The following is a 24,854-nucleotide window of genomic DNA, read 5'->3' as shown; positions in this document are numbered from 1 at the left end:
TTTCTATGATCTGGTACAAACGCCGGAGGCCATTCGTACTGCGATCAAGGACTTCCCACTCTACGACGGAATGCTGGTTTCTCAAGATCAGACGATGACGGTGATCGTAGCGGAGTTGATCAATGATGATCAAGCTTACGATCAGATTACGGCCATCACCAACCGTATTGTTCGCAATTGTCAGACTACTCCAGACCTTCAGACCTTCAGAAACAACTTCGGTGACACGCTAGTCTCATTGAAATGTTGTACTAGAATTTTCAACTTCTGTCCCTCGCACCAGCGGGGGACAGCTTTTGTAGATACAGGGATTTTTCAATGGTTGAAACAATTATTAGAAGATTTTCCTGCACCACTTTTTTTCTGCTACTCTGCTGCTCCTTCTGCCCTACCTCATCTGCACGCGAATTACCAGGAATGGCCGATTGGGTCGACAGTGCCGTTCATCTGCTCAGGGCACCTCCCGACCCAAATGGCCAGAATCTGCTGGCTGCACCGGAATGGATGCCCGGATACCTGTTCCAAAGCCTGGTTTTTCCGCGCCCCTACTTCCGGGACACAACTCAAAACGCGACCCTCTCTGCCATAAAAAAGGGAGGAGTAGCCGCACTGGCTCTGACTGCATCTCTTGTCACCAAGGCAGCCTTGAAATATGCCAGGCCACCAGCGGAGTTAGCCAGCCCCCAGATTCCACGCGATTGCCAGTTTCTTAACCCCAAAGGCATGGTGGCAAACCTGACCAAAGCCAGAACCATTATTCAGCTGATGACAGCTGAAGACGGTTATGACCGTATGCAACGGGCCCTGATTCTTTCCGGCGTTTCACGCTGGCTGGAGTTTCGGTGGAAACTCCAGCCTGAAATCGCCGATGCTCCCGCCCATTTCTGGCAGTGGGCCAGTATTGCCAAACGGGCACTGAAAATTTTCACACCACTGGCAACCGGTAAAAAGGCAATAACTTTCTCCTCAAGCAGGCTGAATCAACTATTCAGGGTTACGTTTTCAAGCCCCCTAACGCCGGGAAGTGATCCCTACATTGATATCGACCTTCAGCCGGAACAGGTTCCGGATATTTCAAATATTCCAGCAGAAGAAAACTGGCACCAGCTTTATCATTTCTGCGCCCAGAATAATATCCAGAGACTTCAGTTATACCCCACTACCATCTCTGGAGACTCCCAACTTCTAATAATTAGAACCTGGCAAAGTGGAGAACTGCGAGGTGAGTACGTTCTGAGAATCCAAAGGGAAAATGCTACTGGTTTCGAGAGTTCCCAGGGATGGTGGACCAACTTTGTCAGAGCCCGAACAAGAATATCTCCAGAGGTTATGGATCCTCTGGCACCGGCAATCATAGGTTTCTTACCGGAATTTCTCAGTGCAACGCAGAGTTCCCAGGAAAATTCCACTCTAACTGTTCAACTCTCCTCTTCGCACTCATCCACACACAAAAATTTCGCTGCCGTTTCAGAAGGTGGAAGGGGGCTTCTTTTTCTGGACTGGCAGACAGATGCTGATCGAAGCCTGATACCACGTATGACTCTAATTACTGACCCACTCACTAGACCCACTATTCCTGTCGGTGATCTCGAGGCTATTCAAAACCTCCAGGCCCAACCAGAACAGCCACTGTTTAATGAAATCATTCAGGCCAGCTACGATGTTTTCTGGCTGTACCTGGCAACACGCTTTTAGTGCTTTGAAGCTAACGTCAATGGAATATTCACCATACATATACCCAACATTTCGGCATTTACTTAACTTGTGACATTCCCTTCGGTTATACTCACGCCGCCGATAACAAAACGAATTCAGTAACGCGGCTCTGTCACGGACTGGATTGCCAGACAGTTACAGCCTGACCTTACAAAGGTTTGGAAAGCAGGGAACTGTAATTGCCACTGCTGCTTCTATAAGAAGCAGCTCCCCTCCTCATTCAGGTCAGGCAGCAAGGCAGTCCCATCCCGCAGGTCACTCGATGAGGGTCTTTATAGTGCTAGATGCGTATCGCGAACACGTCGGAGAACGTGCAGCTGAAGGTGTACCACCGAAACCTTTGAATGCCGAACAGGTCACCGGCCTGATTGAACTGTTGAAAAACCCTCCCGCTGGTGAAGAAGATTATCTGTTAGACCTACTTGAAAACCGTATTCCCCCCGGAGTGGACGAAGCGGCTTACGTCAAAGCCGGCTTCCTTTCTGCCATAGTATCTGGCGAAGCCACATCACCCCTGATGAACAAAGAAAAAGCCGTGCAGCTTCTGGGCAATATGCACGGTGGTTACAACATTACAACCCTGGTTGAACTGCTGGATGACAACAAACTCAGTGAGCTGGCAGCCGCTGAGTTGAAAGATACACTGCTGATGTTTGATGCCTTTCACGATGTGGAAGAAAAAGCCAGAGCCGGCAATGCCAATGCCCAGACAGTACTGAAATCCTGGGCTGATGCTGAATGGTTTACCAAGCGCCCCAAAGTTGCAGACAGCATCAAGATGACTGTCTTTAAAGTCACCGGCGAAACCAATACCGATGATCTGTCACCGGCTCCCGATGCCTGGTCACGCCCGGATATTCCACTGCATGCCCGTGCAGCCTACAAGATGACCCGGGATGGCCTGACACCAGAAGAACATGGTGTAACCGGCCCCATGAAACAGGTTGAAGAGATCAAGGCCAAAGGTCTGCCTGTCGCCTTTGTTGGTGATGTAGTGGGTACCGGTTCCTCACGAAAATCTGCTACCAACTCGGTGCTGTGGTTCTTTGGTGATGATATCCCCGGCGTACCCAACAAGCGTGCCGGCGGTGTCTGTATTGGCGGAAAAGTCGCACCTATCTTCTTTAACACCATGGAAGATGCCGGTGCGCTGGTTTTTGAAGCGCCTGTCGACAAGATGAATATGGGCGATGTTATCGACATTCGTCCCTATGAAGGCAAAGTGCTGAATGAAGCCGGAGATGTGATCTCCACATTTGCCTATAAGTCCGATGTGATTCTTGATGAAGTTCAGGCCGGAGGCCGAATCAATCTGATTATTGGCCGTGGTCTGACTGACAAGGCCCGTGAGTCACTGAATCTAGAACCCTCTGAAGTGTTCCGTCGTCCGGTGGCCCCGGTTGATTCAGGTAAGGGTTACACTCTGGCCCAGAAGATGGTGGGTAAAGCCTGCAGTGTTGAAGGTGTTCGTGCCGGTCAATACTGTGAGCCCAAGATGACCACTGTTGGCTCCCAGGACACCACCGGTCCGATGACCCGTGATGAACTGAAAGACCTGGCCTGCCTCGGCTTCTCTTCTGATCTGGTGATGCAGTCCTTCTGTCATACAGCAGCTTATCCCAAGCCTGTTGATGTGGAAATGCAGCACACCATGCCCGACTTTATTATGAATCGTGGCGGTGTGGCCCTGCGCCCCGGCGATGGCATTATCCATAGCTGGCTGAACCGTATGCTGCTGCCGGATACTGTTGGTACAGGTGGTGACTCCCATACCCGTTTCCCCATGGGCATCTCCTTCCCGGCCGGTTCTGGTCTGGTGGCATTTGCTGCGGCTACAGGTGTTATGCCTCTGGATATGCCGGAGTCCATACTGGTTCGCTTCAAGGGTGAGATGCAGCCCGGCATTACTTTGCGTGATCTGGTTCACGCTATTCCACTGTATGGTATCAAGCAGGGCCTGCTGACTGTTGAGAAAGCCGGCAAGAAGAATGCCTTCTCTGGCCGGGTTCTGGAGATTGAAGGTCTGGAAAGTCTGACAGTTGAACAGGCCTTTGAGCTGTCTGATGCTTCTGCCGAGCGTTCCGCAGCCGGTTGTACCATCACTCTCTCTGAAGATTCCGTCAGCGAATATCTCAAGTCGAATATCACTATGCTGCGCTGGATGATCAGTGAAGGCTATGGTGACCCGAGAACTCTGGAGCGTCGTGCCCAGAAGATGGAAGAATGGCTGGCCAACCCAAGTCTGATGCGCGCCGATGCCGATGCCGAGTACGCAGAAGTGATTGAGATTGATCTGGCTGAGATCAAAGAACCTATCCTGTGCGCTCCCAATGATCCAGACGATGCCCGTACCCTGTCTGATGTGGCCGGTGACAAGGTTGATGAGGTTTTCCTTGGTTCCTGTATGACCAATATCGGTCATTTTCGGGCAGCCGGTAAGCTGCTGGAACAGAACAAAGAGCCTTTACAGACCCGCTTCTGGATGAGTCCTCCAACCAAGATGGACAAAGATCAGTTGATGGAAGAAGGCTACTACAACATCTATGGCAAGGCCGGTGTTCGCACCGAGATTCCGGGCTGTTCACTGTGTATGGGTAACCAGGCGCGGGTACAACCAGGAGCAACTGTTCTGTCAACATCAACCCGGAACTTCCCGAACCGTCTGGGTGATGGTGCCAATGTCTACCTCTGCTCTGCAGAACTGGCAGCCGTTGGTGCAATTCTTGGCAAGATTCCAACCGCCACTGAGTATCTGGAATATGCGCGGAACCTGGACAGCATGTCTGCTGATATCTACCGCTATCTTAACTTTAATAAGGTTGATAGCTACCAGAAAGCAGCTGACTCCATTATCGCTAAAGCCACCTGATAGAATCTATTAGCCATCAAAAGCCTGGCCGCACAATCGGTCGGGCTTTTTTATTGACTACAGTTAGTCAATAACAATGCTATGGATTAGCTATGTCTGTTCAGGGGCCAAACTCATCTGTTCCGCAAATCTATGCTGCTGCAAAGCAATCGCCTCTGAAAGGGACATACACGGCAATCAAGGAATTCTTTGGGCGGAAAGTCTCTGCCTTTAAAGGAACGACATATCAAGTCAGCACATCTCAGCCAGATAGATCTTCTACACCACTCTTGAAGCGCAAAGTCGCTGTGAGAAATAAACAGCTCCGCCCTTTTCATAAACCTGCGCCGGACCCCTTGAAGAAACAGCAGCTGAGAAATGATGTGCTTGGCTTGAACACCCAGAATATTACCGCCGTAGAACAGTGGGCCACCAAATTAAAAGCTGGTCTTGGTGATGTCGCAGATCAATTGAAAAAAGAAGGTATCAAGGATGTCACCATGGATTTAAAGCTGGATCGCCTGCTTCGGGATTTCCAGTTTGATATGAGTGATTACGATATCCTGGTTAAGCTGCAATCCATCCACTCAACTATTCAACAACACCAGGGTGGCGGGAATGTTGTTGCTCATCTTATGGGAAAAATCAGCCAGAACATGGTGACTGATCTTGGTTTTCATCCAGACAGGCAGGCTGACAGGCTTGCAGTCCGCAAGGGTGGATTTCGCAAGGAGGCTGTGGCCGCCAGGCAACAGCACCTGTCGGAATCCAGGCTTTCTGCTCAGGGTAAGGCGAGGATACAGAAGGAACTGGATTCAATTATTGGCCGGCCATATGGTTTGCGTGCTGATTTGCAAACATTGAAAAACAAACTCCAGGAGATATCGCCAGAAGTCACCAGCCGAAAAGAATCTCGTGCAATTGCAGCCATGGCTAAAGATATTGAAGAGCTACTGGATGATTCCGTAGCCAGATGTGATGTTCTGGAAGTCAACAGACTGGTACTCAAAATGGAAAAGCGTGTTCAAACACTTCCACCGTTGCATCAAATTTCCGAGCTCGCCAACTGGCCAAATCAATATGCGGCTATTATGAATCCGGGAAAATAATCAAATAGAATCAGCAATCACTTTATTCAATAACCACATAATTAATCAGTGGACTTAACTAAAATGTTACAGCTTTGTGACAACCACTAATTGCTTCCAGATTGATGATCAATAAAGTAACCGCCGCACCCATATGGGTTTTATTCATCTGGAATTGAGAATGGAATCAGTACAAGCGGTTAAATCTGAAGAGTTTAACCAAAGTCAAAGCGATGCTCTTCAGTGGGCCACTGTTATCGGAATGATTTATCTGCTGCTGGTTGCAGTAGGTATGATTGGTTCAGGGTTTAAATGGGCTGCCGGTGGCCCTGAAGCAGCTGCCCAGCTGTTTGAATTTGCGACCAACCCTTTTATGGCACTTATTGTTGGTACCATGGCAACGGCCGTGGTTCAGTCTTCCAGCACCGTGACCTCAATTATTGTCGGTCTGGTTGGTGGCGGTATGCCTGTAGCCGTAGCCATCCCGATGATCCTTGGTGTGAATATTGGCACCACCATGACGGCGACACTGGTCAGCCTGGGCAGTCTTGGCAAACGCAAAACGTTCCGCCGCTCTTTTGCTGCCGCGACCGTTCATGGTTTCTTTAACCTGATGGCCGTGTTTATCTTTATGCCGCTGGAAATGGCGACCGGTTTCCTGGAAAAGCTCTCTTCGTCTCTAGCCCATGAGGTGTACAGCCCCGGCTCTTCCGGCGTTAAAATGAGTGGTTTCGATTTTGTGAAACCCATGACCAAGCCAGTTATTCATCTGTTCTCAGATGCCTTTTCCGTTTTGCCCGGAAACTACGGCGGTGTGGCACTGGCCCTGACCGGTCTGGTATTTGTCTTTGTTTCCATCACCATCCTGGGCAAGATCCTTAAGAAACTGATGATTGGACGCGCCAAGGATATGCTTCATAAAGCTATTGGTAATGGTGCCATGAAGAGTATTTTCTCCGGTGCCCTGATTACTGTGGCGGTTCAGTCATCCTCAACTACCACCAGCCTGATTGTTCCCCTGGCTGGCAGCGGTATTTTCCGCCTGAAGGATGTTTATCCGTTCACTCTTGGTGCCAACATCGGCACCTGTATCACCGCGCTGCTGGCGGCAACCACCGTAACCGGTGCACTGGCCATGCAGGGGCTGCAGATAGCCCTGGTGCATCTGATGTTCAATACCGGTGCCGTTGTCCTGATTTATGGTATCCCCAAGCTACGGGTTATTCCCTACAACACTGCACGCCGTTTTGCCCAGCTTGCCTGCCGCAGTAAGACCATTGTTTTTGGTTATGTGTTTGGTGTGTTCTTTATTCTGCCTGGCCTGTTGATTTTTATTACAGACTGATTTCCGGAGTTGATTGAATGAACGAGCTCAAAGAGTTCAAGCAAAAACGCAAAGCCCTGAAGGCGCGTATTAAATCTGCCAAGCAGGAAGTGAAGGCTCTGGAAACCGAGCTGAAATCTCTGCGCCAGAATGCCCAGCACGATGCCGTTGACGACCTGGAAACCTGGATGAACAAAGGCGACACCACCCGCAGTACTCTAATTGCCCGAGTGGTTAACTTTTTCCGAGTGTGTCGAAAATCCGGAATCTGAAATTTCTGAAAAAGGTAACGCTTTAATCTTCCCTTACAGAACTGGCTGTGTGCCAGTTTTGTTACATCAGGCGACATTTTTTGCGTTCTTCTGATTCCGGATTAAAGCTCGGCATTGTCACCACCTTGATCCGAAACGGTGAATATCCCGTTGATGTGCTGCACATGGCGTGGGTGGTATAGCCTGCCAGCCCCCAGCTGTTCTGACAGACCCAGCAAAAGTGATGTTTGCATTGCTGGCAGGTCATATGCGCACAACCATAGGTTCTCTCAATAGCTGTTTTGCATTTGGGGCATAGTTTCATATTGCCCTGCCTGACCTGTTCAGCGATCACTTTATAGTTCTCAAGCTGTTCCTTTTCTGCGGCTTTATCAAGAAGCTGGGCATAGCGGCTGTGTTTCTTGCCATAAAAGTGATACTGGGTCATACACTTTGAGCAGTTTACATCTTCTGTCTGTCCTTCTTTCAAAACCGGACGAAAAGCATACATCCCGCAACCCGGTTTGGTGCAGGTAAAGAAACTGGGATCTGTCATGATTAACTGCTCCAGCAGAAAATCATTGTACTGTTTCTCCATATCTTTACTGCCGGTAATCATCTCCATATCAACCGTATCCAGTTCGATATCACAGGCGGGACAGCTGGGCAGCTTCTTATCACGCACACAATGTACAATATGCTCTTTATAGCAGGCCTGACATACCCAGTGCTCCCGGCATGGCAAGGTTGCCAGATACCCATGATCTGCTTTTGTCAGCTGGTCAAAACAGATTTCACAGTTTTGTGCCCCATAATCGAACACATCTTCCAAAGCCATGGCATCTGGCTGACAGGCAGCCATATCAACAAATATCTGACGTATCGGTTCAGGCTTTGGTAAGGGAGCGGCAGTGGCGGGCAGTGAACCTTCGAACAGAGATAAGTCAGCCATTTCAGTGGCCAGACTATCCCCACTTTCAGATGTCATATCCGAAGCCGTCCCAATACCGCTTTCAGAACTTGTATCTGATGCTGAGTCGACACCGCCCTCTGCCCCCGATTCATCCATGGCAATCTGTTCACACTTGATAAAACCATCAGCTTCTTTGAAAAGGAAAACTGCTTCACATCTTGAACATTGATCTACGGCTTCATGATTACCCAGAATATGTGGCTTTAAGGTGCCATTTTGGCAATTTCTACACCGAAATGTCGGCATAAGGCTTGGCATACCGTTCACTGCTGGGTCAGCCTTATATCGATCCTTCGCAGCCCTCAACTCCCTGAACCGGGTAACATAACGCTCATCTTTCGAGATCGCCTCCACTTCCTGTTCGCTGTAATCGGTTCTACAGCAGGGGCAGTAAGGAATGATGTTATCTATCCATAACATCATATGAACGTGGGCAATTAAACAGTCCGGACAGGTATAGCGAAGCTGGCAGGAAAGAGAAAAAGATAGAGCCAATCCTTCATCACCCAGTTTTTCTCCACAATGTGCGCATGAAGCAACAACGTATCGACTTGCTCCTCCTGGCGAATTCTGGGGAGTAGTATCCGGAGATTTCCTGCCAAGCCAGGGCAATACCATATGACCCTTAGTGAAACTGCTTTCGGAGCATATGGTAACGGGAGACGTTGATTCGCTGCGGTCATCATACACATAGCTGGGTAGGGCATCAGAATGGCTTGGGCTCAAAGGTGTTTCCGAAAGATTCGAGGATGGAATCTCATTATTGGGACATGTAATTGCTTTAGTTACATCAAAAGGGTTTGCCCTTGGAATCACTAAAACATCCAGTCTGGCAAACAACTCTTCTACCTGTGTGGGGCTAATAAGGTTTTCTGATGGGTCCGCTCTAATATGCTCTTCTGAATCATCCGCCCCGCCAGAATCATTTTCAGGTCCTCCTGATAGATAGTCATTGGCGGTTAGATTATTTCTTTTAGGAGCGAACATTCCATAAGAAGGAGCTACCGCCACAGTCAGGTTTAGAAAACAAATCCAAAACAAACTGAAGAACCACTTCACCTCAATCTTGTTCACCGAATGTAAACCCAAGAGAGAGTGATCTTAGTTCACCACTGCGACCTCAGGTCTTAATCTACAGTCTCTGCATAAATGCAGACGGATATGAATAAAAATCGTGGCGAATACAAAGATTAAATGGTGCCTGAGGCTGAATTATCTTTTGATGATTTTTTTAGCTCTTTACGCGATCCCGTGGTTCGACCAACCGAGTCAGCCTACTGAGCTCATTCCTGGGCTGCCTTTATGGGTCGTTCGCACCCTTACCTGTTCACTGTTAGTTGCCATTTTGAATGTGAACTGGCAACAGTAATAGTTCTGGCTGGAGCGACCATGCACAGAGATATATCGTTGTGGCATCTGGTTGAGTTTAAGCTGGAAGCCTTGTTGTAGTGTTTTCCGGCGTTTGTTCTCTACCTTCATTATCAGTTCTTATCTGCCAGAGCCATTCTGCTGGGTATCTGTTCTGGCCTGATGGTATACATTTACCTTCTTGTTACCGGCCAAAGGTTTCCAATGAATATTCATGCAGGGCTATGGGGATTGGCAGTCAATATTTTCTGTTGCCTCCTGCTCTCACTGAAACGGAAACCTGAAAATACTGCGCGTATATCGCTGAAATGACTCAAAATACGCTTAGTTCTGCGCTTGCTGATCACAGATCTCAAAGGTATTCTGCAACCGCAAATGATAACAATTATAAGGAAACACCATGGCGAATCGTATGAGCCGCATTGTTTCTCTCTGCAATAAAGCGCCTTCAGGCCTGCGGGTCTGGCTGGTCAGTACAGTGCTTGGGGCCAATGTAAAACTCGTTGGGACAACCCGTGCGCGTATTGAAAAGCTGAACCATTCTGAAAGCCGTATCACCATCCGTAACCTGCGCCGGAACAGAAATCATATTGGCACTGTCCATGCCTGTGCCATGGCCCTGACAGCCGAGACCGCCACAGGTTTCCTGATAGGAATGAATACACCGGATACTTCTGTTCCTGTTATCAAAAGCATGAATATCGATTTTGTAAAACGATCTTCAGGCGATATAACCTGTGAAGCCCACATTACAGATGAACAGATACAAAACATCCGTACTCAGGAAAAAGGCGAGCTGACCGTAGCCTGCACCATCACCGATGGCAAAGGTGTAGAACCCATAAAAGCCGAAATGATCTGGGCCTGGACACCAAAACGCAGAACATAAATATTGAACAACAAGAAACCGGCCGCCATGAACCCTGTTGATATACCTTCAGTGACTCCGCTGGACCAGATACTGCCAGATGAACCTTTACTGTTGATGGGAGCAGGGCCTGTGCCTGTTCCGGCCAAAGTAGCAGCCGCCAACACTGTGGTGATTAATCATCTGGGCTCAACCATGGCCAGGATTCTGGACCAGGTAAAATCCATGGCCCGTTATGTTTTCCAGACCCGTTCAGAACATATTATGGGTGTTGCCGGCCCCGGGTCTGCAGCTATGGAAATGGCTATTACCAATCTGGTTTGGCCTGGAACCAAGGTTTTAAGCATCAACAATGGTTTTTTCAGTGGCCGTCTTGCGGAAATGGCCGAGCGGGTTGGCGGTGATGTGACCAGGGTGCAGGTTCCGGACTGCAGTGATATTGATCCTGATGAGCTGAAAAAACTATTCAGTAAACAGTCATTTGATGTTCTGACCCTTGTTCAGGGTGAAACTTCCAATACAGTCTGGAACCGTCAGCTTGCCCAGGTCTGTCAACTGGCAAAACAGCACAACACTCTTGTGGTTGTCGATGCCGTCTGCACTCTCAGCACCATGCCACTGGATATGGATCAGTGGGAAGTCGATGCCATTATTACCGGCGGCCAGAAAGGGCTCTCCTCCATTCCAGGCGTTTCACTGATTGCATTTTCTCAAGCTGCCTGGCAAAGAATTGAGTCCCGCACCGAACCCATGCCGCACTGGTGTCTTGATGCCCGTCTTGCCCGTCAGTTCTGGCATCAAAAGGGATACCACTACACAGCTCCCGTTTCCGGATTGCTGGCCCTGCACGAAGCTCTGCGTCTTATCTGCGAAGAGAGCCTGCAGGGCCGGATACTTCGCCATAAACGCTGCTCAAGCGCATTACAAAATGCCATTGAATCTATGGGTCTCGATCTATATGTCCCCAAACAAGCCCGCCTGCCATCAGTGATTGGTATCGAATTACCTGCCGATGTGAATGGCCCACAGCTTCTGGAACATATCTCGACAGTCCATCGGGTAGAAATTGCCGGATCATTTGGACCGAATATTGTCAGGATTGGTCAGATGGGAGAACAGTGTCGATCCCATCACCTGTTCCGAACCGTTCACGCCCTGGGTGCGAGCATGCAGACGCTGGGAGCAAAAGTTGATGTACCTGCAGGTGTGGCAGAATTAGAGCGCTCTCTTAATCATCATTAAGAAGTGATTGAAGTTGTAACTTCCCAGAAATTAATTTTTCTTTCCTGGCCCGGGTTAATTTCTTAACCCGGTATTCCAGTTTTAACGCCTGAGACCGGTTTCCTGCCGCTGTATGGAAGGCCAGAGTCAAAGGACTGCGTCCTCGCAGGTAACGGGCCGCCTTTATTCCCCCACTCTGATGCTCCTTGAAACGTCGCCTAACATCAGTGGTCACTCCGCAGTAGAGAGTCTTGTCGTTGCAGCGGATCAGGTACAGCATCCATTTCTGCTGATTTGCTGGCATATACGTTCCTGTTTCAATATTGATAGTGATATCCCAATATAAAAATCCAATAGCAGGTATCCATTGATTGAACGGCTCTTGGAATTGGAAAACCAACGGTTATAGCGATGTATTTTATCCTTTTATGAAAAAAGTCCATAGAAAGCTGGAGCCGGAGGAGTATCATACACGCCACAAAACAACATATGATCACAAGGAGGTCACAATGCTGGTAATATCCGGCAACGTCTCTATTCCTGATGATGAAATAGAGATATCCGCTATTCGCGCCCAGGGTTCCGGTGGCCAGAATGTCAATAAGGTTTCCAGTGCCATTCATCTGCGTTTTGATATTCAGGCTTCATCTCTGCCTGGTTTTTACAAGAGCCGTTTAATGAAGCTGTCAGACAGCCGCATTACCAAAGATGGCGTTATTGTTATCAAGGCCCAGAAGTTTCGGACCCAGGAAAAGAACCGGTTTGACGCACTTGAAAGGCTTCGGGAACTGATCTGCTCAGTCAACCGTGTGCAGAAAAAGCGAGTGGCTACCAAACCAACCAGGGCATCGAAAGAGAGACGCCTTCAGGGCAAGGCAAAACGCAGCAATATCAAATCTATGCGAGGAAGAGTTTATGATTAATGTCAGCAGCCAAGAAAAGACCATGTTTATCAGTCACTGGAGCAAAGCGTATGGAGGCCTGTCCCACCAGGACCTCCATACATTCCCCCTCTGAGGCCTCCCTCGAGAAAGTGACGAGTCGTGACACTGTCACCTACAGAATAATCTCTACCCCACACTTCCCCTATCCGAACACATCGAACAGTCTCCACTTCAACAACCTATCAATCTGCGTCCACTGCGTTTCGATAGCGTCCCTGATAGTCAAAAATCTTTTCCCGAATGCGCCAGTGTCGTTTGTCCTTTTCGGCAATAACAAAGTCCGGCTTACGGAACTTCTTACTTTCACTGACAACCTGCTCGGGTGACACAGCACGAAACGGTTCGCCCCGGTTTATCTGGTGCAATTTTCCGAACTTATGGTAAAACGCCCCCTGCTGTGCCGGTGTATCGAGATAGAAATACTCACAGATCTCCAGTCCTTCTTCGTCGAAATAACTAATTTTGATTCTTGGCAGCCCGGCTTTACCTTTATCCTGTGACATTGCCATATAAGAGCAGCGAATCACCGTGACGTTGCGAAGATTGAGAGCATCACGCAGTTTATCGTCGGGATCAGCCAGGGCTTTGCCACATTCATGGCATCGGCGTGCAGCAATATCATTTTCGGCATTACAGGCACCACACTCTTTAAAGCGAAAGCGGAAGTCGCAACGTTCTCGCTCCCCATCTTCATAGGTGGTAAATCCCTGGCACCGACGACCATAATGTTCAACCAGATCACCGTCACCATCAACAATGCCCCAGAACTCGTTCTGACATCCACAGACCGGACAGGGAACAGTGACAGGAACACTTTTCGAGTCCGGTTTCGGGCCGCCAATTTCCGGACTGTAGAGATCGTAATGATTGCCGGTAAAATCCATAACCAGGCAATCATCCTTGCCATCACTCAGGCGCAGACCACGTCCCACAATCTGCTGGTAAAGGCTGACGGATTCTGTTGGGCGCAGTATTGCAATCAGATCAACATGGGGGGCATCAAATCCGGTAGTCAGAACAGCGACATTGACCAGATATTTCAAACGCTGTTCTTTGAAAGATGAAATCAGGGCATCACGTTCCGGCCCAGGCGTCTCTCCCAGAATCAGGGCGGCCTCTTCTTCAGGCAGATAACTCAGAATCTCCCGGGCATGATCAACCGTTGCAGCAAAGATCATAACGCCCTGCCGCTGCTCTGCTTCCTCTATCACCTTATGGATAATCTGCCTGGTCGCCCGCCCTTCCCCTTTTAAAAGCTGGTTCAGATCATCGTCCCGGTAACGTCCAAAAGAATCGGTCTGCAAGCGGGTGAAGTCATACCAGACCACCGGAGCATCAATCACTGTTGCCGGTGTCAGATATCCATTATCCACCATGTAGGACAGTGGCAACTCATAGACACAGTCTGAGAAAAATCGCTTTTCTTCGGTTCGAACCTTTCCCTGGTAATGGTATTGATACAGCCAGCCCATACCGAGCCGGTAAGGCGTCGCAGTCAGTCCCAGCACTTTCAGGTTGGGATTCTGTTTTTTCAGATGACTGATCACCTTGTGATAGCTGCTGTCCTGTTCCAGCGAAACCCGGTGACATTCATCGATAACCAGCAGGGTAAAACTGCTGTCATTAAACTCAGCAAGGTTTCGGACTACTGACTGAACACTTCCAAACACCACCTGCTCAGCGGCTTCCTTTCGGCCTAAACCGGCGCTGAAAATGGAAGCCTTCAGATCATAACTCTCATATTTGGCATGGTTCTGTTCTACCAGCTCTTTGACATGAGCCAGAACCAGAACTCTGCCCCGGGCTATACGGCCAAGTTCGCTGATAACCAGGCTTTTTCCAGCACCTGTCGGCAGGACGATAACTGCAGGATCATTTGTTTTACGAAAGTGCCTGATAACACTCTGAACGGTTTCTTTCTGGTAGGGGCGCAACTGGAAGGACATCAGGACTCGATCAGGTAATCTCTTAATTTCATTGTTTCATAATACCCCTCTGATTTCACCGGACTGCTCCAGCTCCCAACAAAATTTGACTTAAAACCAAAGTATTAGCGACTTATGTCCAAATGAGTATTTCAAATTTTCTTCATAGATTTACTGGTAATAGCCAGATAAAAAATGGGGAGAGATCAATGCTACAAGCACTTGCTACAGGATTAGCCAAAACATCAATGGGGCTTGCAACCCAGATTGCCCAAAGCAGTTCCAACCGGGCCAAAAACAAAAATGTCTCAGCTCAACAGGCACGTTATACGCACCTGCATATAGCCTTGAAAGAGCTTGATCAAGAAGCACAGTTATCCACTTTCTCTGAAGGGGAGCTGGCACGCAGGAAAACGCGCCCTCACCATGATCTCATCATGCTAAACCCGAACAATAAGAAACCAAATGATAGTGACCCAATTGACACGTCTAAGATATCGGAGGAAGACAAAGTCTTTAATACCGATGATAACCCTAAAGAACAGGCCGAGGCGTTACTTGCAAGACTTTCGGCAGGACAGACTGCAGGCAAGAAGCAGGATAAAAAGAACGATATATCTATCGAGGAAAAGGTAAAAGTCACCAAAGACACAGCCTATGACTACGCCACATACTGCAATCCAAAATCTGCATACCTTGTGGTGTGGCCTGATAAACAGCACTGTGCCATGGTTCTTGGTGACAGGGGCAACTCTCCTCTGGAAGGCCTGACAGGATCAGATTACTTTGTCTACTGGGGAATGGATCTTACTGCAGCCGGCAGACAATACATGCAGAAGCTTGCCACTGGTGCAACCTGTAAACCCAATACCGGTCGGGATATATCTTACACACAGGACTGCCATATCCACGGTGAACCCAAAATCATTGAGTTTAATGGCGTTAATGTTAAGAAAATGAAGAAGACATGGGATGACATCAAGCGTTATGAATCATATTCCTCGCATACCAACAACTGTGGAACCGTCACGGCCAGGGTTCTTCTCAGCGGTTTGCCTGCTGAAACCCGGGAAGCTGTAGGCCAGCCAAGATCGGGGGTATGGTCAAAGCAAAATATCCATGTTTTGGTATCCAGGGTCGCCTGTCATGCGGAAGGAAAACAACTGCCTAAAGCAAATCCACCTCTTCCTCCAATTATTTCTGATGAGATGAAAGAAACTCTTACAATGCTTAAGGATCGAGCTGTTACCTTCGCCTGGCAGTTGTATAACACTATGACCAGTGGGGAAGAAGGGCAGATACTCGATGATTCAGATTTGATTGCAATCACCGAATCCCACTTTATATAGGGAGTGAAACAACATTTACTTTGAAACTGAAACGGCGAGTACTAACAACACCGTTTTAGTTTATTGAGATCTTCCGAACGTGCCTGCCCATAAGCAAGCCGAATATAAAGAGATGTGATATAGACAGCTTCTCTGGATAGCTCCGGTTTTTCACGACTGATTCTGCGAACATAAGCCTTGGGGCCTTCACCCCGCTCCCGCTTGATTCCCTTACGGGCCATACGCCGACAGAACCTTTGATAGTATCGCTCTGCCGGAGGTAACTTGCGCCTCCATGGTTTCCAGGCCATAAGCATGAAAACAACCATAACCACTACAAAAGAAGCACCCAACAGTGCGATAAGTATTGGAATCACATTCTTTCGGCCAAACCAGCGCTGGAACAGACCCTTTTGAGCGTTTTCATCATAGGACAGCACCATACGCTGCCAGTGATATTCCAGCTGCTCGTAATGAATCCTCAGGCCATTAATCAATGGAACACCACGATAACGTGAGGGAGATAGAAATGCGCCTTCAAGGAAGGAGCCTTCCCTTGCCACGGCAGACTCAAGCCCTTCCTCAACTCTCTCAGGAGCAACAGCTGCAGTGGGATCAACCCGCTCCCAGCCATAACCCGGCTGCCAGACTTCAACCCAGGCATGGGCGTCAAACTGGCGTACCTGAAGAACGCCTTTCTCAATCACTTCACCACCCTGGTAGCCTCCTATAACCCGGGCGGGAATACCGGCAGCCCTTAACAGGAAAACCAGTGCCCCGGAATAGTGGGCACAGAAGCCCCGCCTGGTATCGAAAAGAAAACCATCAACTGAGTTTGCATCCAGTTTGGGAGGTCTCAGGGTGTAGTAGAACTCCTCCTGCTGAAACATCTGCAGAATTTTGAATACCAATCCGGATACATCGTCGCGATAAACGTCCTTAAGCTCTCTGGCAAGCTTTCTCGTTCTCGGATTGCCGACCTTAGGCAACTGCAGACTGGCAGCCCTGAGCCAGTCAGGCAGCACCCGGTCATAACCCTCATCAAGACCGCTCTGAACCCGGTACTGTTTACGGAGATCAACTTTCTCTCTGTCCAGCAGACGCCAGTCTCTGGTTAAACCAGTCCCGGCAATGGCTTCACTGGCCGGACCAAGTACCGGCAGGAATGGCTGACCGCTCGGCTCCAGAATCACATCATAATCAAACTCCGGCTCCCCCCCCGGTACAGCCCAGCGGGGATTTCCCGGATACCAACTGACAAACTGATCAGTATTGACTCCCACCAGACTCCAGTCCCCGGAATTTCCCTGAGACCAGCGTCGTCCGTCAAACCAGTACATCACCACTGCACGCCAATAACGTTCTTTAGGAGGTGGCACTGCACCATGAAAGGTCGCACGAAAGGCCAGCTTACTGGACTTGCTGACCTCGGCGAATTCACCGGGAGCCATGGAATCGGAAAGACCAACCTTGGCGCTGTTATCAGGCAGGGGAACCACCCAGAGAGGAGGAACCCTGGGTACAAGCAGGAACAGAATCACAGTCAACGGCAGTGCCTGTACTGCCATAATGGCTCCAAATTTCACAACCGGTTTGTAACCTGTCTTGTCTCTGGGCTGAAATATTCCAACCAGAACGGAAACCAGAACCATCAAGCAAACCAGCAGATAAAGCATCATCGGAATAGACTGGGAAAACAGCAAACCAGTCACAACAACAAAAAAACCCAGAAAAGCCACCAGCAGACCGTCACGTCTGCAGCGCATTTCCAAAAGTTTTAATGAGTAGGCTGAGACCAGTGTGGCAGCACCTGCCTCAAGGCCAAGAAATGTACCGTAATGGTTAAATATCTGCAGACAGGCAAGAACAACGAGAATTGTCAGGATGATCCAGCCAGGCTCACACCCCTTTGTTCTCAGCAACAATAACCGCCAGATCACAGCCGTTGCTACTAACCCCAGAACCATAAAAGGCAGCACATGAAACAGAGGCAAGGTCACCAGAACCAAAACCGCCAGTAAACTGAAACTGGCCGCCCTTGTGACAGGTACTGACTGCTCGACTTTATGGTCCAGGGAAAAGATCATTGACTTGATCTCCCATTTGGATCGGAACCATAAAGAGCCAGTGCATCAAGACATTTATGAGCATGATGCTCTCCCTGCCCCAGAGCGACTGTCTGGCGACCCAGCTTCATGCCCCAGACCAGAGAGCCCTGCCCAAGTAAAACACACTGACTGGCCAGCCAACCCAGCTTCTGTTCGGTGTCCCGGCCAGGTGCTGTTTCCAGGTCAAGCCACAGATCATCACCCGCCAGAGCATGAAACTGCCGCACCAGCAGCTCTTCACTGCGAGCCAGAACCTTCCAGTCCACCTGAGCCGCCGAGTCTGTTGGCATAAAACTGCGATGACCGGCAAAGTCATCCATCCCGTCAGGAACCTCACGATGTCCATCATCACTGATACCGGTTGAGCCTACTTTCTCGACATCCTGCAAAGCAGGCCAGACCAGAACCTCCTGATCCAGATCAACCCAACTCCAGGCTTTAAACAAACCAACCGGATACACCGATTCCACCCGAACACGCTCCGGATGAAACAAGCCGCGCCGGTGAACAGAGCAGTGAATCGTGGCGGTCGCTTCATCACCCTCCGGATCCACTCTAACCAGTCCATGATCTGGCCATCCCAACATAATTCCCTGTTGCGCCAGACCATCAGCACAGCAGCATGAAATTCTGAAGCCAGCCATCTGCCCGACATGCACAGAGTCAGCTCCACGGGCAACAAGAGTAATGCCAGCCAGGTTACGCCAGGTATGCCAGAGCCCTATCTGGAACAAAGACACCATAAAAAATGAGACTGCATAGCTCAAACTGTTTTGATAGTTCACACCGGCCAGAAAAATCAGAAAGGCCACCAGCAAAAATGTAAAACCGGCTTTGGTTGGCAGGATAAAAAGGCTTTTCTGGCTAAGGGTGACAGTATTGGAGGGAGGAATTCGTCTGTTCAGCCAACCCAGCCAGCGTTTATGGAATTCGATGGAAGCAAATGAACTCATTCCGCACCGGTTACATCCACTTCCGCCAATAGATTGGAGATACCGCCGCCCCGACGACTCTGTAAACGGTGGCCAGCCACGGCTGGGAATACAGCCTGGATATCTTCCGGCAGAACATAGTCGCGCCCGGCCATAAAGGCCCAGGCTCTGGAGGCGGAAAGCAGGCCAAGTGCTGCACGGGGAGATAACCCACACTCAAACCGATCTCCTTCCCGTGTGGCGCTGACCAGCCGCTGCAGATAATCCAGCAGACGATCTGTTGCCTGGATATGCTGAACCTTGTCCTGCAGCTTCTGGAGATTCTCTGCAGTCATGACCTGCTTCAGGGTATCAAGTACAACCCGCCCGGCCTCACCGACCAGCATGGCTTTTTCGGCAGCAGGATCAGGATAACCAAGCTGAACACGCATCAGGAAACGGTCGAGCTGAGATTCAGGGAGAGGAAAGGTGCCAGACTGGGTCACCGGGTTTCTGGTAGCAATAACAAAAAATGGCTGAGGAAGCGGGCGTGATTCTCCTTCAACAGAAACCTGCCCTTCTTCCATGGCTTCCAGAAGCGCACTTTGTGTTCGTGGCGTGGCACGATTGATCTCATCGGCCAGCAATAACTGGGTAAAAACCGGACCGGGCTGAAAATGAAATGCCGAACGGTTACGATCAAAGACAGAAACCCCAAGAATATCAGCAGGTAACAGATCACTGGTAAACTGGATTCTACGCCAGTTCAAGCCCATCACCTTGGCCAGACCATGTGCCAGTGTGGTTTTCCCCATTCCGGGAACATCTTCGATCAGGAGGTGACCACCGGCCAGAACACAGCAAAGAGCCTGTCGCAACTGCTGAGGTTTACCGGTTATGGCCTGGGAAAGGACAGCAAGAGTCTCATCGATAAGGGACATAAAAACCAGATTCTTCTTGTTAGTTATTTGCTCCTTATTTGAGTATATGAGTGATCTGTTCTGCCGCAATTCTCAAGGGATGGGGAGCTGGTTTATCACCAGCCCCAAGTCAAACTGTTGTCAGTCTTAACTACAAAGTTTGTTTAATTGACCCACTGAACAATATCCTGTTGAGCATGACGTGTCTTCGGGAAGGGTTCATTCTCCCGATAGCCGAAGGCAACCATGCAGCTGACACCAAACCGGCTGCTATCGTAGAGTCCTTCTTCGGCCATCATCACTTCCAAAGCTTCCCGGTCAAATCCTTCAATAGGACAGGAATCGATACCGATCTGTGCCGCCACAGACATCATATTGCCCAGTGCGATGTAAGTCTGCTTGCAGGACCAGTCAAACATGGCGCGCGGTGATTCGGTCAGATTGAAATCGGCTGTCTGGAACTGCTTGTAGAAGCCAGCCTTCATCTCAACGATCTCTTCCGGCAGCATTGTCACTTCACGCATATGTTGCTGAATATAATCTGCACCAAAGTGCATATCTGCTTCTTTACGGGCCAGAATCATGACGAAATGGCTGGCCGTTGGCAGCTGTCCCTGGGCACCCCAGGTAACGGTCTTGAGCTTTTCCCGCATCTCAGGGTTCTGCACAACAACAAATTTCCAGGGCTCGAAACCGAAAGAGCTGGGCGATAACCGGCCCGCTTCCAGAACAAAATTAAACTCATCTTCAGAGATTTTCTTCTCTGTATCGAATGATTTACAGGCATGACGAAACGCAAATGCATCAAGCACTTGTTGGCGAATATTGGCACTCATTATTAAAAATTCCGTTAATGAAATGTGTTAACTCAGGAACGGGATCATTATATTGATGACAGGATAAATAGGGAAGAAAGCACAAAAATGTAATGTAATATACAAATACAAACCTAAGTATAATTTTGATACCATTCATCCAGCATCACGATGGATATAGACCATGACAGAATCAGAGCTCGAACAAGAATATTTGAGTGGCAAGCGCCCCTGCCCAGTTGAGGTGGCACTGAATATTATCGGTGGCAAATGGAAAGGGGTGATTCTCTACAAGCTACTCAAAGAAGAGTGCCTGCGCTTCGGTGAACTGAAGCGCAGAATGCCACGGGTCACCCAGCGTATGCTGACCATGCAGTTAAGAGGTCTGGAAGAAGATGGACTTGTTAACCGTAAGATCTATCCGGAAATTCCTCCACGAGTTGAATACCGCCTGACGCCCTTAGGCAAATCCCTGGAGCCGGTTATAAAGATGCTTATGGAATGGGGAATCCATTATGAAATCAGCTCTGAAAACCTGAACTCCGAAGCAGATTCTGAAGAGAATGAGAATGAAAACGAAAGTGAGAAGGAGCTTGGTTAAACCAAACTCCTTCTTTGCTGCCTGAGCTGCTGCCTGAGCTGCTGCCTGAGCTGCTTTCTAAACTGCGCCCTAAAATCTATCTGGACTTTCTGACTGGCTTCCCACCTGATCCAGCTTTCCCAGAACTTTTACGTTTGGAATGTGGAGATGGCTTACGGCTATCCCACTGACCACCCCGAGCTTTCTGGAAGGCTTTGGCACCCTGTCCGGTGCGCGCCGGCGGTCTTCCACCCTGCCCTCCACGCTTCTGCCCCTGGCGTCGCTGTCTCTCTACGGCAGGAACGAGATGGAAAGGCTTATCACCAATCAGATCTGTACGTCCCATTTCCGTAAGAGCTTTGCGCAGAAGGTCATAGTTTTTCTCATCATGATGTCGCAGAAAGGCTTTGTGCAGACGGCGCTGATGATATTCCCGGGGAATAAACAGGCGGCCATTCTTGTAGCTGACCTTCTTGAGAGGGTTTCTACCAGAGTGATACATAGCCGTCGCCAGTGACATGGGAGACGGATAGAAGGTCTGCACCTGGTCAACCCGGAAACCGTTCTTCTTCAGCCACAGCCCCAGGTTCATCATATCTTCATCGGTACTACCGGGGTGTGCAGCGATAAAGTAGGGAATCAAGTACTGCTTCTTACCAGCTTCTTTGGAGAACTTCTCGAACATTTTCTTGAAGTTATCGTAGGTTCCCATACCTGGCTTCATCATCAGATCAAGGGTGCCCTTCTCGGTATGCTCCGGTGCAATCTTCAGGTAGCCACCCACATGATGAGTCACAAGTTCCTTCACGTACTCCGGATCTTCCACCGCCAGGTCATAGCGCAGGCCAGATGCAATCGCTATCTTCTTGATACCCGGCACCTTGCGGGCACGGCGGTATAGTTCGGTTGTCTGCTTATGTGAAGTTTCCAGATTTTTGCATATACCCGGGAACACACAGGACAAACGACGACAGCTGGCCTGAATATCCGGATGCTTGCAGTTCAGGAAGTACATATTGGCAGTTGGCCCGCCCAGATCGGAAATCTGACCGGTGAACCCTGGCACCTTATCCCGAATATCCTCCAGCTCCTGCAGAACGGATTCCTGGGAACGGCTCTGAATAATTCGCCCTTCATGTTCGGTAATGGAACAGAATGAGCATCCACCAAAGCAGCCCCGCATAATATTGACCGAAGTCTTGATCATATCGAAGGCTGGAATCTGGGCATTGCCATAAGACGGATGCGGACGGCGCTGGAAAGGCAGCCCGAACACACCATCAATTTCCGGTGTTTCCAAAGGAATGGGAGGAGGATTCACCCAGACCTCACGGTTATCATGCTTCTGGACCAGCACACGGGCATTATGAGGGTTGGACTCCTGATGCAGAATCCGGGAAGCATGGGCATAGAGTGCCGGATCTTTACTGACCTTCTCAAAGGAAGGCATACGGATACAGGTGCGCTCCTGATCGAGCTCTTGCTTGCGATGAACCGGAAGAGGAATCATACGAACAGGCTGTTCTTCCGACTGGGCCTTCTTCTCTTCTTCACAGGTTGATTCATCCTTACATTCATAAGGACTGCCACCATAAGCTTCATAGAGAGAGCTGATATTTCTGGGCCAGTCGATACGTGAGGAATCAATCTCGGTCCAGCCAGCCGGAGTTGATGACTTGAGAACCACAGTGCCGCGAATATCATCAATCTCATTGATCGGCTCACCGGATGCAATACGGTGGGCCAGTTCTGCCATGGCCCTTTCCGCATTACCGTAGATCAGCATATCAGCACCGGAATCCACCAGCACGGAGCGGCGCACTTCATTGGTCCAGTAGTCATACTGAGCTATACGGCGCAGACTGGCTTCGATACCACCGATATAAATCGGTACATCCTTATAAGCCTGACGGCAACGCTGACTGTAGACAGTTACCGCCCGATCAGGGCGCTTGCCCGGTTCACCATTCGGTGTATAGACATCATCACTGCGCTTTTTCAGATCAGCCGTGTAGTGGTTGATCATGGAATCCATATTGCCGGCAGCCACACCAAAGAACAGGTTGGGCTTGCCAAGCTTTTTGAAATCGTCCGGCCCGGTCCAGTCCGGCTGGGAAATAATGCCAACCCTATACCCCAGCGATTCCATAAACCGGCCAACCACAGCCATCCCGAAGCTGGGATGGTCCACATAGGCATCGCCGGTCACAATAATGATGTCACAGGAATCCCAGCCCAGGTTATCCATTTCTTCCCTGGACACGGGCAGATAAGGCGCAGTGCCAAAGCACTCCGCCCAGTATCTCGGATAAGAAAACAGATCAGGTGCATTGATGGGCATAGTTTCGGGGCCAGATTAAAAAGCGCGCATTGTCACAGAAAATGACTGCCTATGATAGCGCCATTAACTCAGACTGTTTTAGGGAAACCCGCAAAACATGCCGCTGGGTTTATCAGAGCTGAGATAACCCCCTCTCCAGATCCACCTTAAGATCTTCCGTGCTCTCCAGACCTACAGCCAGCCGAATCAAGCCTTCAACAAGACCGGATTTCTGCATATCTTCATCGCTCAGGCGACAGTGAGTCGTTGTGGCTGGGTGAGTGATGGTCGTACGGGTATCACCCAGATTAGCCGTTCGGGAAATAATCTGAACCGAGTCGATCACCTTCCACGCGGCTTCTCGTCCGCCATCCACTTCAAAAGCCAGCACGCCGCCATAACCCTGCTGCTGTTTACGGGCCAGGTCTGCCCCAGGATGATGCGGCAGACCGGAGTAATGCACATCAACCACCTTGGGATGCTCAGCCAACCACCAGGCCAGCTGCTGGGTGTTACGGCAATGCATATCCATACGCAGCTTCAGTGTTTCCAGCCCCTTATGGAGAACCCAGGCATTAAACGGGCTGAGACAGGCGCCGGCAGCCCGCAGCCAGAGCTGTACCGGCTCAATCAACTCTTTGCTGCCAACAGCGACTCCGCCCATACAGCGACCCTGTCCATCCAGGAACTTGGTTGCTGAGTGAATAACAATATCAGCTCCCCAGGCCAGTGGCTGCTGCAAGGCGGGGGTCAGGAAGCAGTTATCCACCACCAGCAGAGCGTCACTGTCATGAGCGATCTCAGCAAGAGCCTCAATATCAGCAACTTCTCCCAGGGGATTAGAAGGTGTTTCCAGAAACAGCATTTTTGTTTCCGGCTTAATGACAGCTTTCCACTCATCCAGATCGGTCAGGGAAACAAATGAAGTCTCAACACCAAACTGGGCCAGAGTCTTGGTGAAAAGCGTCACCGTAGTACCGAAAATACTGCGGGAGCAGACAACATGGTCACCGGTTTTCAAATGCGCCATGGCGACACCCAGTACCGCCGCCATTCCTGAAGCTGTAGCACACCCCTCTTCCGCTCCTTCCAGAGCCATCATTCGCTCTTCAAACATGCGAACGCCGGGGTTGGTATAGCGGGTATAAACATTGCCCGGCTCGTCGCCGGCAAACACTGCGGCAGCCTGGGCGGCAGAGTCATAGGTAAAGCTGGAGGTCAGGTACATGGCTTCGCTGTGTTCTCGCTGCTCCGAGCGCCATGTACCAGAACGAACCGCCAGAGTTTCAAATGCCAGATTTTGAATAGTTTGGGAATCAAGGAGTTCCGGCTGGTTCTTCATTCTA

Annotated in this window: 19 protein-coding genes; 10 read left to right on the top strand and 9 right to left on the bottom strand. The window is 49.7% G+C overall.

The window, feature by feature from the left end; translation table 11 throughout:
* Positions 1-417 precede the first annotated feature (417 nt).
* From M3P05_RS01940 to M3P05_RS01920, 5 genes are all read left to right on the top strand, one after another.
* On the top strand, positions 418-1,695 hold the full coding sequence (locus M3P05_RS01940) for a hypothetical protein (protein ID WP_249697550.1): 1,278 nt from the start codon (positions 418-420) through the stop codon (positions 1,693-1,695).
* Between the two features lie 298 nt (positions 1,696-1,993).
* A complete protein-coding gene (gene acnB / locus M3P05_RS01935) occupies positions 1,994-4,585 on the top strand; it encodes a bifunctional aconitate hydratase 2/2-methylisocitrate dehydratase (protein WP_249697549.1) in 2,592 nt (863 codons plus the stop codon).
* A gap of 92 nt (positions 4,586-4,677) precedes the next feature.
* A complete protein-coding gene (locus M3P05_RS01930; protein WP_249697548.1) occupies positions 4,678-5,673 on the top strand; it encodes a hypothetical protein in 996 nt (331 codons plus the stop codon).
* Between the two features lie 160 nt (positions 5,674-5,833).
* Positions 5,834-6,997 carry a Na/Pi symporter gene (locus tag M3P05_RS01925; RefSeq protein ID WP_249697547.1) on the top strand — a complete coding sequence of 388 codons (1,164 nt, stop codon included), beginning with the start codon at positions 5,834-5,836 and terminating at the stop codon, positions 6,995-6,997.
* A 17-nt stretch (positions 6,998-7,014) separates the two neighbouring features.
* Complete coding sequence (locus M3P05_RS01920; RefSeq protein ID WP_249697546.1) at positions 7,015-7,248, top strand: hypothetical protein; 234 nt, start codon at positions 7,015-7,017, stop codon at positions 7,246-7,248.
* A 61-nt stretch (positions 7,249-7,309) separates the two neighbouring features.
* On the opposite strand, the gene M3P05_RS01915 is transcribed toward M3P05_RS01920, so the two are convergent.
* Positions 7,310-9,274: a BRcat and Rcat domain-containing protein gene (locus tag M3P05_RS01915; protein ID WP_249697545.1), complete on the bottom strand. Its 1,965-nt coding sequence runs from the start codon at positions 9,272-9,274 to the stop codon at positions 7,310-7,312.
* Between the two features lie 694 nt (positions 9,275-9,968).
* On the opposite strand from M3P05_RS01915, the gene M3P05_RS01910 reads away from it, so the two are divergent.
* Both M3P05_RS01910 and M3P05_RS01905 read left to right on the top strand, forming a co-directional pair.
* Positions 9,969-10,457, top strand: coding sequence for a DUF4442 domain-containing protein (locus tag M3P05_RS01910; RefSeq protein WP_249697544.1), 489 nt, complete (start codon positions 9,969-9,971; stop codon positions 10,455-10,457).
* Positions 10,458-10,460: 3 nt separating this feature from the next.
* Positions 10,461-11,678 (top strand): pyridoxal-phosphate-dependent aminotransferase family protein, encoded by a 1,218-nt coding sequence (locus M3P05_RS01905; RefSeq protein WP_332841990.1) that lies wholly within the window; start codon positions 10,461-10,463, stop codon positions 11,676-11,678.
* Here the strand turns inward: M3P05_RS01905 and M3P05_RS01900 are convergent.
* Positions 11,665-11,961, bottom strand: a complete 297-nt coding sequence (locus M3P05_RS01900) for a GIY-YIG nuclease family protein (protein WP_249697543.1) — start codon at positions 11,959-11,961, stop codon at positions 11,665-11,667. The two genes, M3P05_RS01905 and M3P05_RS01900, sit on opposite strands and share 14 nt — an antisense overlap.
* A gap of 205 nt (positions 11,962-12,166) precedes the next feature.
* On the opposite strand from M3P05_RS01900, the gene arfB reads away from it, so the two are divergent.
* Positions 12,167-12,580 carry an alternative ribosome rescue aminoacyl-tRNA hydrolase ArfB gene (gene arfB / locus M3P05_RS01895; protein ID WP_249697542.1) on the top strand — a complete coding sequence of 138 codons (414 nt, stop codon included), beginning with the start codon at positions 12,167-12,169 and terminating at the stop codon, positions 12,578-12,580.
* Between the two features lie 203 nt (positions 12,581-12,783).
* Here arfB and M3P05_RS01890 read toward each other — a convergent pair whose 3' ends face one another.
* Positions 12,784-14,547, bottom strand: coding sequence for a DEAD/DEAH box helicase (locus M3P05_RS01890; RefSeq protein ID WP_249697541.1), 1,764 nt, complete (start codon positions 14,545-14,547; stop codon positions 12,784-12,786).
* A gap of 188 nt (positions 14,548-14,735) precedes the next feature.
* Between M3P05_RS01890 and M3P05_RS01885 the strand changes: the two genes are divergently transcribed.
* Positions 14,736-15,875, top strand: coding sequence for a hypothetical protein (locus tag M3P05_RS01885; protein ID WP_249697540.1), 1,140 nt, complete (start codon positions 14,736-14,738; stop codon positions 15,873-15,875).
* Between the two features lie 41 nt (positions 15,876-15,916).
* Here the strand turns inward: M3P05_RS01885 and M3P05_RS01880 are convergent, their stop codons facing one another.
* The 4 genes from M3P05_RS01880 to M3P05_RS01865 all read right to left on the bottom strand — a co-directional run bounded on the left by M3P05_RS01880 (position 15,917) and on the right by M3P05_RS01865 (position 20,629).
* Entirely contained in the window at positions 15,917-17,941 is a 2,025-nt protein-coding gene (locus tag M3P05_RS01880) for a transglutaminase TgpA family protein (RefSeq protein WP_249697539.1), read from the bottom strand.
* A complete protein-coding gene (locus M3P05_RS01875; RefSeq protein WP_249697538.1) occupies positions 17,938-18,915 on the bottom strand; it encodes a DUF58 domain-containing protein in 978 nt (325 codons plus the stop codon). Before M3P05_RS01875 ends, M3P05_RS01880 begins: the two co-directional genes overlap by 4 nt.
* Positions 18,912-19,814 (bottom strand): AAA family ATPase, encoded by a 903-nt coding sequence (locus tag M3P05_RS01870; protein WP_249697537.1) that lies wholly within the window; start codon positions 19,812-19,814, stop codon positions 18,912-18,914. The genes M3P05_RS01875 and M3P05_RS01870 overlap by 4 nt, the downstream gene beginning before the upstream one ends.
* A gap of 143 nt (positions 19,815-19,957) precedes the next feature.
* Positions 19,958-20,629 carry an NAD(P)H-dependent oxidoreductase gene (locus M3P05_RS01865; protein WP_249697536.1) on the bottom strand — a complete coding sequence of 224 codons (672 nt, stop codon included), beginning with the start codon at positions 20,627-20,629 and terminating at the stop codon, positions 19,958-19,960.
* 163 nt (positions 20,630-20,792) lie between these two features.
* Here M3P05_RS01865 and M3P05_RS01860 point away from each other — a divergent pair, with 163 nt between their 5' ends.
* Complete coding sequence (locus M3P05_RS01860) at positions 20,793-21,209, top strand: winged helix-turn-helix transcriptional regulator (RefSeq protein WP_249697535.1); 417 nt, start codon at positions 20,793-20,795, stop codon at positions 21,207-21,209.
* Between the two features lie 76 nt (positions 21,210-21,285).
* Here M3P05_RS01860 and M3P05_RS01855 read toward each other — a convergent pair whose 3' ends face one another.
* Complete coding sequence (locus M3P05_RS01855) at positions 21,286-23,529, bottom strand: YgiQ family radical SAM protein (protein ID WP_249697534.1); 2,244 nt, start codon at positions 23,527-23,529, stop codon at positions 21,286-21,288.
* Between the two features lie 112 nt (positions 23,530-23,641).
* Positions 23,642-24,850, bottom strand: coding sequence for an O-succinylhomoserine sulfhydrylase (locus M3P05_RS01850; RefSeq protein ID WP_249697533.1), 1,209 nt, complete (start codon positions 24,848-24,850; stop codon positions 23,642-23,644).
* Positions 24,851-24,854 lie beyond the last annotated feature (4 nt).

Origin of the sequence: Parendozoicomonas callyspongiae (assembly GCF_023502345.1) — a bacterium.
Lineage (GTDB): Bacteria > Pseudomonadota > Gammaproteobacteria > Pseudomonadales > Endozoicomonadaceae > Sansalvadorimonas > Sansalvadorimonas callyspongiae.
This window is presented reverse-complemented; position numbering and strand designations above follow the sequence as displayed.